Annotated in this window: 13 protein-coding genes; 2 read left to right on the top strand and 11 right to left on the bottom strand. The window is 72.0% G+C overall.

Features of this window, described 5'->3' with window-relative positions:
- The first annotated feature begins 9 nt into the window (after window positions 1-9).
- Window positions 10-567 (top strand): arginine repressor, encoded by a 558-nt coding sequence (locus OHB13_RS05500; RefSeq protein ID WP_266858807.1) that lies wholly within the window; start codon window positions 10-12, stop codon window positions 565-567.
- A gap of 81 nt (window positions 568-648) precedes the next feature.
- Here the strand turns inward: OHB13_RS05500 and OHB13_RS05495 are convergent, their stop codons facing one another.
- From OHB13_RS05495 to OHB13_RS05470, 6 genes are all read right to left on the bottom strand, one after another.
- Window positions 649-1350, bottom strand: a complete 702-nt coding sequence (locus tag OHB13_RS05495; RefSeq protein WP_328375990.1) for a L,D-transpeptidase family protein — start codon at window positions 1348-1350, stop codon at window positions 649-651.
- Between the two features lie 123 nt (window positions 1351-1473).
- Entirely contained in the window at window positions 1474-2439 is a 966-nt protein-coding gene (locus tag OHB13_RS05490; protein ID WP_328375989.1) for a LysR family transcriptional regulator, read from the bottom strand.
- Window positions 2440-2509: 70 nt separating this feature from the next.
- Window positions 2510-3721, bottom strand: coding sequence for an acyl-CoA dehydrogenase family protein (locus OHB13_RS05485; RefSeq protein WP_328375987.1), 1212 nt, complete (start codon window positions 3719-3721; stop codon window positions 2510-2512).
- Complete coding sequence (locus OHB13_RS05480; protein WP_328375985.1) at window positions 3718-4980, bottom strand: CaiB/BaiF CoA transferase family protein; 1263 nt, start codon at window positions 4978-4980, stop codon at window positions 3718-3720. Before OHB13_RS05480 ends, OHB13_RS05485 begins: the two co-directional genes overlap by 4 nt.
- Window positions 4977-6347: an MFS transporter gene (locus OHB13_RS05475; protein WP_328375983.1), complete on the bottom strand. Its 1371-nt coding sequence runs from the start codon at window positions 6345-6347 to the stop codon at window positions 4977-4979. Before OHB13_RS05475 ends, OHB13_RS05480 begins: the two co-directional genes overlap by 4 nt.
- 204 nt (window positions 6348-6551) lie before the next feature.
- Complete coding sequence (locus tag OHB13_RS05470) at window positions 6552-7436, bottom strand: crotonase/enoyl-CoA hydratase family protein (RefSeq protein WP_328375982.1); 885 nt, start codon at window positions 7434-7436, stop codon at window positions 6552-6554.
- Between the two features lie 142 nt (window positions 7437-7578).
- On the opposite strand from OHB13_RS05470, the gene OHB13_RS05465 reads away from it, so the two are divergent.
- Window positions 7579-8553 carry an NAD(P)H-dependent flavin oxidoreductase gene (locus OHB13_RS05465; protein ID WP_328375980.1) on the top strand — a complete coding sequence of 325 codons (975 nt, stop codon included), beginning with the start codon at window positions 7579-7581 and terminating at the stop codon, window positions 8551-8553.
- A gap of 46 nt (window positions 8554-8599) precedes the next feature.
- Here the strand turns inward: OHB13_RS05465 and OHB13_RS05460 are convergent, their stop codons facing one another.
- The 5 genes from OHB13_RS05460 to OHB13_RS05440 all read right to left on the bottom strand — a co-directional run bounded on the left by OHB13_RS05460 (window position 8600) and on the right by OHB13_RS05440 (window position 13893).
- Window positions 8600-9598 (bottom strand): bile acid:sodium symporter family protein, encoded by a 999-nt coding sequence (locus tag OHB13_RS05460; protein WP_328375979.1) that lies wholly within the window; start codon window positions 9596-9598, stop codon window positions 8600-8602.
- A gap of 58 nt (window positions 9599-9656) precedes the next feature.
- Window positions 9657-10646, bottom strand: a complete 990-nt coding sequence (locus OHB13_RS05455; RefSeq protein ID WP_328375978.1) for a PfkB family carbohydrate kinase — start codon at window positions 10644-10646, stop codon at window positions 9657-9659.
- Window positions 10643-12109 (bottom strand): purine-cytosine permease family protein, encoded by a 1467-nt coding sequence (locus OHB13_RS05450; RefSeq protein WP_328375976.1) that lies wholly within the window; start codon window positions 12107-12109, stop codon window positions 10643-10645. Before OHB13_RS05450 ends, OHB13_RS05455 begins: the two co-directional genes overlap by 4 nt.
- Window positions 12110-12175: 66 nt before the next feature.
- A complete protein-coding gene (locus tag OHB13_RS05445; protein ID WP_328375974.1) occupies window positions 12176-13174 on the bottom strand; it encodes an ADP-ribosylglycohydrolase family protein in 999 nt (332 codons plus the stop codon).
- Window positions 13171-13893: a GntR family transcriptional regulator gene (locus OHB13_RS05440; protein ID WP_328375973.1), complete on the bottom strand. Its 723-nt coding sequence runs from the start codon at window positions 13891-13893 to the stop codon at window positions 13171-13173. The genes OHB13_RS05445 and OHB13_RS05440 overlap by 4 nt, the downstream gene beginning before the upstream one ends.
- Window positions 13894-13906: the final 13 nt, after the last annotated feature.

Here is a 13906-nt window from a genome sequence, read left to right as displayed (position 1 = left end):
GAGGCGACGATGACCGAGGCGCAGCAGACCGAGCACGAGGCGCAGGACACCGAGCACGGCGGGCCGTCGGTCCCGCAGACCCGGACCGCACGCCACCGCCGGATCGTGGACATCCTCAACCGGCAGCCGGTGCGCTCGCAGAGCCAGCTCGCCAGGCTCCTCGCCGACGACGGGCTGAGCGTCACCCAGGCGACGCTCTCCCGCGATCTCGACGAACTGGGCGCCGTGAAGATCCGCAACACCGGTGGTGAGCTGATCTACGCGGTGCCCAGCGAGGGCGGCTACCGCACCCCCCATGCGCCGCTCGGCGAGTCCGCCAAGGAGGAGCGGATGCGCAGGCTCTCCTCCGAGCTGCTGATCTCGGCGGAGGCCTCGGCCAATCTGGTCGTGCTGCGCACCCCGCCGGGCGCCGCCCAGTTCCTCGCATCGGCCATCGACCAGGCCGAACTGCACGACATCCTCGGCACGATCGCCGGGGACGACACGCTGATGCTGATCAGCCGGGACCCGGCGGGCGGTCAGGCACTCGCGGACCACCTCCTGCGGCTGGCGCAGAACCCGCGCTGAGCACCCGCGGCCCCGGCCGGATGCTTCTTCTCGGTTCCGTCAGTGACGGGCCGTCAGTGACAGGCCGTCAGGAACGGGCCGTCAGTAACGGGTCAGGGCTGTCGGCCCGGACCGGGTGCCGATCGCGATGTGCGGTCGGCTCCCGGGGGCGGCCCAGGTGAGGATACGGTCGATCGCGGCCGCCGGTACGGACACACAACCGTCGGTCGCGCCACTGCCGTTGACATGCAGGAAGATCCCGGCGCCCCGTTCGTGCACCGGCCGGGCGTAGTTGAAGCCGATGACGAGCGCCCGGGCGTACTGCGTCGGATAGTTGATCAGCCGCTCGGCGTCACTGGTCCGGCAGTCGGCGGGCAGCGGGTCCACCCAGCGGTTGTACGCACGGGACGCGTTGTCCTCGCACCACCAGGAACTCCCGTTGACCGCCCGGTAGGGGTAACGGGTCCCGGCGGGGGCCGCCTTGATCCCGAACGCGTACGGCAGGTCGTAGATGCCGGTGGGCGTGGTGGCCGTGCCCTGTCTGCGCGTCGCGCCGTCGGCCAGCCCCTTGGAGCCGAAGCGGGCCGGCGCCGAGCCGGCCTCGCGCCAGGTGCCGTCGCGCAGGTCCCACCAGGTCAGCGTGCCGGTGGTGGAGTGCAGGGTCGCGGCCTCCACGGTGATCAGCTGGGAGCCGCCGCCGGTGTCGGCGAGCTGTCCGGGCAGCGGACCGTCACCGGCGGGAAGGGCCGCGAGGGAACCCGCGACGGCCAGCAGAACCGAACCTGCCACCAGGAATCTGCGCATGGTCCGGACGGTACGCGGCGGCCGGCCGGCCCGCCCGCGCTGTTGCTCCGTACGGCCCACCGGCAGTGCCCGGGCGGTCGGCGGCGGACCCGGCGCGAGACCGTGAGCGGGCAGGCGGCCGGCTCAGGGTGTCGAGTCGCGGCTCGCGACCAGTGCGTCGATCAGGCCGAGCCCCTCGCCGCGGTGCCGGTCGATGGCGCGGTACCAGGTGCTCAGTGCCTCCTGGACATCGGTCATGAACTGCCGTGCGGCCGGGGCGAGTCCGCCGGTACGGTGCACCACGCCGAACCGGGCTTCGATGGCCGGGACCGTTTCGAGTACGCCGGCTCCCGCGTCCAGGGCGGTCAGGCACATCCGCAGGGGAAGGAACGCCTGGAACCCGGACCGGAGCACGAACGTGAGCTGCGCGGACCGGCTGGGCACGGTGGCCCCGATCGTCGCCTCGACACCGTTCGCGGTCAGGGCGCGCTGGATGGCGTCCTCCTCGTGCCTGGGCACCTGCCGGCAGACCAGCGGGAGATCGCCGATGCGGGCCAGTTCGACCGCCGCCTCGCCCGAGGGCGGGCGGTGGCCGGGCGGACGTACCAGCAGGAGCCGCTGCACCCCCAGTTCGACGAACGTCAGATCGCTGCGGAGCTTCGAGGCCAGCGAGAAGCCCAGCTCCGCCTGGCCCTCCGCGACCGCCGCGGCCATCTCCTGCTGTGAGCCGACCTCGCGGATGACCAGCCGCACGGCGGGATGGCTGCGAGTGAAGCTGCCCGCCCAGGAGGCCACCGCCTCACCCGACATGTCGGGGGTGCAGACCACCGTGAGCTCACCGCCCTGCACCTCACGTGCACGCCGCATGGTGTCCTCGACGACCACCAGATCCTCCAGCACCCGGCGGGCCGGCGGCACCAGCTCAAGACCGGCCGAGGTCGGGACCAGCCGCCGTCCCGTCCGGTGGAACAGCGTCACCTTCAGCTCACGCTCCAGGGAACGGATCGCGCTCGACAGCGAGGGCTGGGAGAGATAGAGGTGCTCCGCGGCGCGTCCGAGACCGCCCTGGTCCACGACCGCGAGGAAGTACTCGAGTTGCCTCAGCTCCACCTGTCCCTGCCCTCCTGCTGCATTCACGGGCTCCGTCGGCCCGCTGGCCGGCGGACGGGTGCGGTGCCCCTCATCCCGCCCGCCTGCCGGTCACACGATAGGTGTCGGGCAGGGAGCCACAGGCCCCGACCTGGCGGGTGACGGCGCGGCCGAGGTTGCGCTCGTGGACCGGCGACGAGCCTTCGTAGATCCGCAGCGCCCGCACGTCCCGCCACATCCGGGGCACCGGGTGGTCGCCCACGATGCCCTCTCCGCCCAGGAGCTGGACGCAGCGGTCACCGACCCGGCTCGCCATCTCCGAGGCGAACAGCTTCGCCGCGGCGATCCGGTGCCGGGGGATGGTGCCGCTGTCGAAACTGTCCGCCGCCGCGACGGTGAGCGCGCGGGCCGCCTCCAGATCGGCGAAACACCGGCCGAGGTCGGCCTGCACCGCGCCCAGGTCCGCGAGGGGCGCCCCGAACTGCCTGCGCTCCAGCAGGTGGGCCGCGGTCTCCTCCAGCATCCGGGTGGCCTGGCCCACACAGGTGGCCGCCACGTGCAGCCGGGCGTGGTTGATACCGCGCAGCGCCGCCGCGAAGCCGCCGCCGAGCGTGTCGCCCAGCAGCGCGGAACCGTCCACTTTCACCCCGGTCAGAATGATCTCGGCGACCGGCCCCTCGGCGTGCCCGTTCATCCGGGTGGCAAGCCGGGTCTCCAGGCCGGGGCTGCGGCGGGGCACCAGGAACGCGGAGACCCCGGCCGCGCCCTCCTCCACGGTGCCGGTACGGGCGAACAGGAGGAGTTCGTCGGCCCAGTGGGCGTTGGTGATGTAGCGCTTGTGGCCGTCGATGACCCAGCCGCCGTCGACCCGCCGGGCGGTCGTGGTGAGCGAGCCCGCGTCCGATCCGGCGTCCGGCTCGGTCAGCGCGAACGCGGTGATCAGCTCACCGGCGGCCATGCCCGGCAGCATCCGCTTGTGCTGTTCCCCGGTGCCGTGGTCGAGGATGGCCTGTGAGCACAGTCCGATCACCGAGGCGAACCGGGACCGGTAGACACAGGAGGCGCGGGTGAACTCCATGGTCAGCCGGACCTGCTGGGCCATAGTCCACTGGAGTCCGCCCAGCCGCCGCGGGATGGATATCGCGAACAGCCCCGCGCGGGCCAGGGCCTCCATCACATGTTCCGGGACCTCCCCGGCCTCCACCATCTCCGCTTCGGCGGGGATGAGGACGTCGTCGGTGAGTCCGGCGACCAGCTTGAGGTACGTGTCGAAGTCGAGGTCGAGGACTTCACGGTCGATCATGCGATCTCCTTGGTCAGGGTTTCGGGCAGTTCGTTCGGTGCGCCGTGTGCCGCTCCGGCCACGACGCCGCGTGCGATCAGGTCGCGTATCTCCGCTTCGTCCCGGCCCAGTTCGGCCAGGACCCGACCGGTGTGCTCGCCGGTGTCCGGGGCCGGCGCGGATGTCGAAAGACGGTGGCCGTCGAGGGAGAAGGGTGTGGTGGGTGCCGAGTACCGGCCGTCCGTACCCTCCGGGCCCCGGCAGTCGGCGATCAGCCCGGAGGCGAGCAGGTCCGGGTCCGTGGTGATCTCGTCGAAGCTCCGGACCGCGCCGCAGACGATGCCGGCCGAGCGCAGCCGCTCCAGGGCTCCCGCACGGTCCAGCCGGCCGAGCGTGGCGTGCAGGATCGCGAGGAGTTCGTCCCGGTGCGCGACCCGGGCCGAGTTCGAGGAGAACCGTTCGTCGGACGCCAGCCCGGGGCGGCCGATGACCTCGCAGAGCGCCGCGAACTTCTCCACGGTGTACGCCGAGATCACCAGCGCCCCGCCGTCGCGCGTACGGACCAGGTCGGCGGCGGGCGCGGCCAGCGCCTGCCCGTTGCCGCGGCGGCGCGGTGCCCGGCCGGTCATGCCGTGCTCCGTCCACTGCGGCGCCTGGGCGTGCACCACCGCCTCCATCAGCGAGGTCTCGACCACCCGGCCGCGCCCGTCGGCCGACCGAGCCAGGAGTGCGGCGAGCACCCCGGAGGTCAGGGCCTGCGCGGCCAGGACGTCGGTGACTGCGAACCCGACCCGTTGGGGGTCGCGGTCGGCCTCGCCGGTGAGGTCCATGACGGCGAACTCGGCCTGGGCGGCGATGTCGAGCCCGGCCCGCTCCGCCGAAGGGCCCCGGGAGCCGAATCCGCTCACGAACCCGTAGACCAGCCGGGGGTGGCGGGCCGTCAGGGTGGCGGAGTCGAGTCCCAGCCGGTCCACCACTCCGGGGCGGAAGTTGTGCAGCACCACGTCCGCCGTGGCGATCAGGTCCGCGATGATCTCGCCGCTGCCCGGCGCCCGCAGGTCGATCGCCAGGCTCCGTTTGGCGCGGTTGTTCGCCCGTACCATCGCCATCCCGAAGGTGCCGACACGCCGCGCCTGATCACCGGCCGGTGGTTCGACCTTGACGACGTCCGCGCCGAGGTCGGCGAGGTTCTGTCCGGCGCCCGGAGCGGCGATGAACTGTCCGAAGTCCACCACCCGCAGTCCGGCGAGCGGCCGGGGTCCGGCGGGGTGGGCGGTCATCGGGGCACCACTTTCGTCGCCCGGCGCCGGGCGGTCTCGGCGAGCAGGGTCTCGCGTGAACGGGCGGGGTCGAGGAGCAGGCCGCCGCCGACCGCGAGGACGCAGATCGCGATTCCTATGAGCAGGAAGCCGTGGTCGTAGCCGTCGGTGACGGTCGTACCGGCGTCCACGACCGCTCCGAGCGCCCAGGGCGCGACGATTCCGGCGAGGCTGTAGAGGGCGTTGCTGCACCCGAAGAAACCCGCGCGGTGCTTGCGCGGCAGGAAGTCGGCCGCTCCGGCGAAGGTGATAGCGAAGGCGACGCTGTTGATCGAGAAGGAGACGACCACCAGCGTCAGTTGGAACCCGCCAGGCGGCAGCCGGCTGAAGACGATCATCGCAAGGCCCGAGACGCACAGCAGGCCCATCGTCAGGTGGCTGCGCGCCACCCGGGAGGAGAAGCCGGCCTTCAGCAGTCTGCCCGACACCAGCCCGGCGGTGAGCAGGACCACGATGTCCAGCCCGTACGGCAGGGTGGCGAGCAGACCGACGGTCGACTGCGAGTACCCCATGCCCTGGTGCAGGAAGGACGGCAGCCAGGCCACCTTCAACGACGTGATCAGGTAACCGGACGAGCCGAGCAGTGCCACCCCCCAGAAACTGCGGTTCCGCAGCAGCGAGACGAAGGGGACGTCGATGTCGGCGTTCGGGTCGTCGGTGACGGCCGTGGGGCGGGCGCCGGTGATGCGCAGCCGCCGTGCCCCCGGCTCGTGCCGGGTCGCCCACAGCCATACCAGGACCCAGAGCAGACCGGCCGCGATCAGTACGACGAACCCCATGTGCCAGTTCCAGGTCACGATCAGCCAGGTCAGCGCCGGTGTCGCGACCAGCGGGCCCAGCGATGAACCGGAGTTGACCACGGCGCCGGCGAACGCGCGCCGCTGCGGGGCGAACCGGTCCATGACGATCGACTGACAGAGCGCGAACGCGGGCCCTTCGAAGAACCCCAGGGCGATCCGCGACAAGAGCAGCACACCGAGCGTGGTGGGCGCAGTCAGAGGGGCCATGCTGACCAGCCAGACAGCCATCAGCAGCGCCGCCGACCACCGCCAGTTGATCCGGCGGACGGCCACGGTCAGCAGGACCGCGCCCACCGCGAACAGCCAGAAGAAGGAGCTCGACACCATGCCGTACTGGCTCGCGCTGAGACCGAGGTCGGCCTCGATGTCGGGCGCCGCCACACCGATCGCGGACTTGTCGGCGAAGTTCAATGTGAAGAAGGCCAGCAACAGGCCGATGATCAGCCAGTCCCTTGCCGGGACACCGGCGCGGGTGCTTCGCGTGAGGTCCTGCTCGGGGATCGCCCGCGGTGCCGTGTTTGCGCTCATGTTCACCTCCGGACACTTGGGCTACGGGAACGTGCCGTACGTCACACAGCACACCGTGGTGACGGGAGGGCGAACAAGGCCGGATCGGCTCAGGGTCACTTCGGCGATTCCGAAGTGACCCCGTGCGATATCCGGCCGTGGCCTCCGGGATCAGCCGGTCTGCCGGAATCTTCCGGATCAGCCGGATCAGCCGGATCGGAAGGATCAGCCGGGGAAGACGCGGGGCAGCTCCGAGGCCCTGCCCGAGAACTGGGGCGCGCGCTTCTCCAGGAAGGCGGCGACGCCCTCCTTGCCGTCACCCGTCGAGGTGTGGAACATCGCCAGCGAGTCGGCCACGTGGGCGTCCAGCGGGTGCGGGGCTGCGGCGTTCCTCAGGAGGAGTTGCCTGGCCAGGGCGAGGGCAACCGGGGAACGGCCGACGACGAACTTCCGGGCCAGCTCCTGCGCAGCCGGAAGCAGTTCCCCGGGCGCGTGGACGGACCGGACGAATCCCCCCTCCCGGGCCTCCTCCGCCCCGAGTATGTCGGCGGAGTAGATCCATTCGAGCGCCCGGGGCAGGCCGACGATGCGGGGCAGGAACCAGCTGGAGCACGCTTCGGGAACGATGCCGAGCCGTCCGAACACGAACCCGATACGGGCCGCGGCCGACGCGAGACGCAGGTCCATCGCGCAGGTCATGGTGGCGCCGATGCCGACAGCGGGGCCGTTGATGGCCGCGATCACCGGCTTGGGGAGCGCGTGGATCGCGAGGGTGACCTTGCCGCCGGTGTCGCGCAGGCCGTCCGCGAACTCCGGGTGCGCGGTGGGGTCGGCCAGGTGCTCGCGCAGCGACTCGGGGGTCGGGCGCAGCGACTCGTCGAGGCCGAACACGTTGCCGTCGGCGTTGAGGTCCATGCCGGCGCAGAAGGCGCGTCCGGCCCCGGTCACCACGATCGCCTTCACGTCGTCGTCGGTGGCCCGCCCGGTGAAGAAGCCGAGGAGTTCGCGGGCCATCGTCACCGAGAAGGCGTTCAGCGCGTCGGGACGGTCGAGGGTCAGGGTGCCCACGCCGTCGGCGTCCGTGTCGAAGGTGAGTGTCTCGTAGCTCATGCCGCCCAGTCTGGCGGGACCTCCCTGGTCCAAGTGGGTCTGAGCGCATGGGTTCTGGCTCATGGATCCATCGCCGATCCGTGGGTTGTCCCGCTCGCCGGCCTCTTCGAGACTCGGAGGCCCCGACCGTGAGGAAGCCCCCATGCTGACCACCGAGTTCACCCGTCTCTTCGGCGTCCGGCACCCCATCGTGTGCGGCGGCATGACCGGTGTCGGCACCGCCGGCCTGGTCGCCGCGGTGGCCGAGGCGGGCGCGCTGGGATTCGTCACCGCGCTCAACAGCCCCACGCCCGGCCATCTGGCAGCTGAGATCGCCCGGTGCCGTGCCATGACCGACAAGCCGTTCGGGGTGAACCTCACCGTCCTGCCCACGCGCACGCCGGTGCCCTACGACGAGTACCGGCAGGTGATCGTGGACAGCGGGGTCGAGGTCGTGGAGACGGCCGGCAGCAACCCCGCCGAGCACCTGCCGTACTTCAGGGAGGCCGGGATCAAGGTGATCCACAAGGCGGTCTCGGTGCGTCATGCCCGCAAGGCGCAGGACCTGGGGGTGGACGCGGTGACCGTCGACGGCTTCGAATGCGCCGGTCACCCCGGCGAGGACGACGTGCCCGGCCTGGTGCTCGTTCCGGCGGCCACCCGGGCGCTGGACATCCCGGTGATCGCGTCGGGCGGGTTCGCCGACGGCCGCGGGCTCGTCGCCGCGCTGTCGCTGGGGGCCTCGGCGATCAACATGGGCACCCGTTTCGTCGCCACCCGGGAGGCCCCCGTCCACGACAACGTGAAGCGGCAGATCGTCGCCAACGACGAACGGTCGACCATTCTGGTCTTCCGGGAGTTCCGCAACACCGCGCGCGTCGCCCGCAACAGTGTCTCCACGAAGATCGCCGAGATCGGCGGGCGGCCGGAGGCGACCTTCGCCGATGTCGCAGACCTCGCATCGGGCGCCCGGGGGCGCGAGCGGGTGCTCGCCGCCGGCGATGTCGAGGACGGCATGTGGTGGGCGGGTCAGTCGCAGGGGCTCATCCACGACGTCCCCACGGTCGCCGAACTGGTGGAGCGCGTCGTCGCCGAAGCGCACGCGACCGTGACCGGGCGGCTGTGCGGCATGGTGTGAGGAGACCGTTCCGGGGCAGGGCGGGGCGGCCTCCCGGGGCCGTCCGTCACCGGAGCTCGGCGGTCTCCGCCTTCCGGGACCGGTACGACATCCAGGCCGCGACCAGGGCCCCGGACACGTTGTGCCAGACCGAGAAGATCGCCGCGGGGAGCGCCGCCAGCGGACTGAAGTGGGCGGTGGCCAGGGAAGCGGCCAGGCCCGAGTTCTGCATACCCACCTCGAAGGCCATCGCCCGGCTCCCCGGCTTCCCGAGACCGGCCGCCTTGCCCGCGCCGTAACCGAGCAGCAGGCCGAGGCCGTTGTGGAGGACGACGGCCAGCAGCACCATCGCCGCAGCCGACTTGATCGCCGTCGCGCTGCCGCCCACCACGACCGCGACGATGACCGCCACGGTGACGGCCGAGAGCCAGGGCAGCGCGCCCAGCACCCGGTCCACGTAACGGCCCGCCAGGAACCGCACCGTCAGCCCCGCGAGCACCGGCAGCAGTACCGTCTTGAGGATGTCGGTCATCATCGAGCCCGCGTCGACCGGCAGATAGGCGCCCGCGAGCAGCAGCGTCAGCGGCGGCGTGACCAGCGGGGCGAGGACCGTCGATACGGTGGCCACCGAGACCGAGAGTGCGACGTCGCCGCGCGCCAGATAGGTGACCACGTTGGATGCCGTGCCGCTCGGCGCGCAGCCGACCAGGATGACGCCCGCCGCCAACTGCGGGGAGAGACCGAGGACATGGGCGATCAGCCAGCCGAGTCCCGGCATGATCACATAGTGCGCGACCAGGCCGAGCCCCACGGCCCACGGCCGTTTCGCCACGCCCTGGAAGTCCACCTTGGTCATGGTCAGTCCCATGCAGAACATGACCACGCCCAGCAGATACGGGACGGAGACGCTCCACCCCGCGAAGGTGCCCGGGGACGCCAGGCCTATCGCCCCCGCCACCAGGACGAGTACGGGGAAGACAGTGACCGCGCGGCGGGCCGCCCGGTCGGTGGCGCCGGCGGTGTCGGTCGTACCGGCGGATTCCTGGATCACTTGTTCGTTCTGCACCTGAGTGATGCAACGCTGCTCGCGCACTCCGCCGCAATCCCGTCTCGTTATGTGGTCTTTACATCGATTGTGCGGGCAGCGCGGCCAGCCGCTCCGCCAGCGGGTCGTCACCGAGGAGCGCCACCAGCTCCGCGAGGCCGGGGGCGGTCGCCGGACCGCGCCGGGTCACCGCGCAGGCCGCCGACGCGTTGGCGCCGCGTGCCGCCGACAGCGGGTCGAGACCCCTGCCGAGCAGGGCGAGGAACGCCCCGACATGGGCGTCGCCCGCACCGTTGCTGTCGACCGCCTCGACCGCGAAGCCCGGCACATGGACCGGCTCAGCACCCGGCGCCGCCAGTACGCAGCCGTCCTTGTCCGCGCGCACCAGCACCCCCGCGCCGGCCGGGAGCCGCTCGCGCAGCGCGGCGGCGGCCCGGCGCGGATCCGCGTGCCCGGTCAGCAGCCGCCCCTCGCGGGCGTTGCAGCTGAGCCAGTCGGCCCGTGCCAGGACCGGATCCAGGATCTCGCCGGGGATGTCGGCGACCAGCGGGCCCGGGTCGAAGCAGACCGTGACCCCGGCCGGCAGTCCGGCGGTGAAGCGGGCGAGCAGCGGGCCGTTCACCGGCATGACCAGGCCGTACCCGGACAGCTGGACCAGGTCGCCGTCCCTGAGCCGCCCGGCCACCACGGCCAGTTCCGCCGCGGTCAGCCGGGCGTCGACCCCGAAGCTGGTCACGAACGTGCGCTCGCCCCCGGCGTCCACCAGCGCCACGCAGAAGCCGGTGTCGCCGTCCTCGCGGACCGGCAGCACGGTCCGTACGCCCTCGGCGGCCAGCGCCTCCCGTACGAGATCGCCGTGCGGGCCCGTACCGTGCAGCCCCGCGTACACCGCGTCCGTACCGAGCCTGCGGGCCGCGACCAGGGTGTTGAACCCGCCGCCCGCCGTCCGGGACGCGTGCGAGCCGATGACATCGCCGCCCCGCTCGGGCAGCGCGGGGATCTCGATCACCAGGTCCACGATGACGTTTCCGGCGAGGACCAGGCGGGGGGTGAGCGGGCGGGGGTTCATCGGACGGCCTCCTCAAGGGCGGGCTCGGGGACGGCGGCGGTCACCGGGGAGCGGCGGCCGGCCAGGAAGTAGACGGCGGCGCCGACCGCCATGGAGACGGCCCAGCCGAGGCCGTTGGTGCCGAACCAGCTTCCGGCCAGCGGGCCGGAGAACCAGACGTCGTCCTTGCCGGTGGACGCCTCGGTGAAGAGCAGCCCGGCCACGATCGCGGCGACCCAGGCGAGCACGGCCGGCAGCCGGAAGCCGCCGGTGTACCAGTAACCGCTGGTGCGGGTGGTGTCCATCAGGGCCGCGTCGTCGTACGTACGGCCGCGCAGCGTGTCCACGGCGATCACCCCGATCCACGCGGAGATCGGCACGGCCAGCAGGGTCAGGAAGGTGGAGAAGGGCCCGTAGAAGTCACCGGCGATCAGCATGAAGTAGATGCCGCCGAGGAACATCAGGACGACGTCGACGAGCACCGCAGCGGCCCGCGGCACCTTCAGCCCCAGCGTGATCATGGTGAGGCCGGCCGAGTAGGTGGAGAGGTGGTTGGACATCAGGAGTCCGCCGAACGCCGCGATCAGATAAGGGATCGCCATCCAGGACGGCAGCATCGCGTTGATGGCGGCGACCGGGTCCGACGCCGTGGCGAGGGCCGGGTCGCCCGCGGTCAGCAGCGAACCCAGCGAGATCAGCAGCACCAGCGGGATACCGGCGCCGAAGGCGGACGCGCTGATCAGCCGGGAGCCCCGCACCGAGCGCGGGAGGTAGCGGGCATAGTCCGCGCCCGCGTTGGCCCAGCCGATGCCGGTGCCCGCCGCGATGAACCCGATCCCCGCGATGACACCGCTGGTGGGTCCGGACGGTGTGTGCAGCACCTTGGACCAGTCGACGGTCGCGACCAGGAAACCCATCACGACCAGGTTCAGCACGCCGAAGAGGACCGTGGCCCACTTGTTGATCCACATGATGGTGGCGTGGCCGAGGCCGCTGATCAGCAGGGTGCAGGCGATGAAGACCAGCAGACAGACCACGGTGAGGACAGTGTTTTTGTGCACCCCGAAGGCGACCCCGAGCAGCGCAAGGAGCGCGTAGGCGGCGGTGGTCGTCGTGATCGTCTCCCAGCCCACCCGGCTCAGCCAGGTGATCAGGGTCGGACCCGCGTTGCCGCGCTGCCCGAAGACCGCCCTGGACAGCGTGAGTGCGGGGGCTCCGCCCTTCTGGCCCGCGATGCTCAACGCGCCGACCAGCGCGAACGAGCCGAACGAACCCACGACGGCGACCAGCGCCGCCTGCCAGATGTTCAGGCCGCGGAAGGCGACCAGCGTCGCACCGAGCGGCAGCCCGAGTAGCGAGATATTCGCGGCGAACCAGGTCCAGAACATCTGGCTCGCACGGCCATGGCGTTCACTGTCGGGGACCGGTTCGATCCCCCGGGTCTCCACGGTGCCGACGCGATCGTTCTTCGTTGAAGCGGCCATGGCGGAACCTCCTTGCACGGTGCGTTGCGGGAATGGGGGCGATGCGGGAACGGGGGGACGCGGGGCTCAGCGGAGCGCGAGCAGCGCGTCGGCCAGTGGCTCCAGCGCGAGGCCGTTGACGGCCCGGAGCGTGCGTACGGCATCGGGCGGCAGGCCCGCCAGCCCGCGCACGGACCCGGCGACGGCGCCTGCGATGGCCGCGATGGTGTCGCTGTCGCCGCCGAGGTTGGCGGCGAGCAGGGTGCTGCGCCAGGGGTCGCCACCGGTCAGCGCGAGGACGGCGAAGGCCGCGGGGACGGACTCCTGGCTGGCCACGCTGGTGCCGATGAGCGCGACGATACGGTTGAGGGCTTCGGCCTCGTCCAGGCCGCTCACCAGCTCGCGGGCCCAGCCGATCCGGGCGGAGATGTCCGCCCCGGCGATCCAGTTGCCGCGGGCGGCTCCCGCGCGGGCCGCGGTGACCGCCGCCGCGAAGGCGTCGTCCAGCGTACCCCCCGCGACTCCGGTGCTCACCGCTGCCGCGACGGCCGCTGCGCCCGCGATCCCCACGTTCGTGTCGTGGGTGACCTGGCAGGACTCCACGACCCGGTCGAGGAACCGGGGCAGCGGCTGCACGGCGGAGGCGATGCCGACGGGGGTGACGCGCATGGCGGCGCCGTTGGTGGTGCCGTACCTGCCCGCCTCCTTGATGTCCGCGCCGCCCGCCACCGCGTCGAGAGCCGCCTTGGTGGAGGGGCCGAGCAGGTCGAAGGAGCCCTTGGCCTTCATCTGCTTCTCCCAGGCGAGCAGTTCAGCGGCGAACCGGAGCGGGTCGATGTGCCCGCCGCCCTCCACCAGCAGCCGGCCCACGATGACCGCCTGGTCGGTGTCGTCGGTGACCGATCCCGCGGGCATCCCGGCGCTGACCGGGTTGTCGTGCTGCGCGGGTTCGAAGCCGGTGATGCTGCCGTAGACCCGTACGACGTCCTCACGGGACATCACCTGGGTGGGCATGCCCAGGGCGTCCCCGAGGGCGAGGCCGTAGAGGGCGCCGAGGGCGCGGTCGAGCTGGTGCGGGTCGGTCATGCGTGGCCTCCTCGGCCGGTGGTGCGGACGTGCAACTGGAACCGGGACGGGTCGAGCAGGCTGGTGACCTGCTCCACGACGGAGCCGTCGGCGGCCCGGAACACCTGGGACTGGTGGAGGAATGCCTCACCGGGGGAGCGGCGCAGCGTGGCGGCGTCGGCCTCGTCGATGCCGGAGACCGAGATCCGGGCCTCGCCGGAGTCGGCGATCCGGCCCGCCGCGACGAGCGCCTTGTGCAGTGAACCGTCCTCCAGGCCGCGCTCGGCCAGCCCGGCGAGCGCGCCGACCGCGGGCACCCGGCTGCGCTCCAGCGAGATGCCGCGCCCGTCGGGCAGCCGCCTCACGCGGTCCAGGGCGACGAACCCGGTGGTCGCCAGACCGAGTGCGGCGGCGAGCTGCTGATCGGTGACGGTCTCGAACCGGAGTACCTCGGTGGTCAGTTCGGTGCCCTGGTCGGCGAGGGCCTGGGTCCAGCCGAGCCGGTTGTCCAGCGGTGTCCCGTCGAAGGTGACGAACGAGCCGATACCGGCGTGGGTGGCGATCAGACCCTGCTCGCCGAGCTCGTTCAGCGCCTGCCGCACGGTGGTGCGGCTGACCCCGAAGCGTTCCCGCAGGGTGTGCTCGCCCGGCAGCTTGCTGCCGTCGGCGTGCACACCGGCGCGGATCTCCTCGGCGAGGATGCGTGAGATGCGGTGATGCTTATGAACCTGTCCAGGCATGTCTAGAAAGTAA

The organism is Streptomyces sp. NBC_00440 (genome assembly GCF_036014215.1).
Lineage (GTDB): Bacteria > Actinomycetota > Actinomycetes > Streptomycetales > Streptomycetaceae > Streptomyces.
The sequence above is the reverse complement of the archived record's forward strand: the minus strand, read 5'-3'. Positions and strand labels throughout refer to the sequence as shown.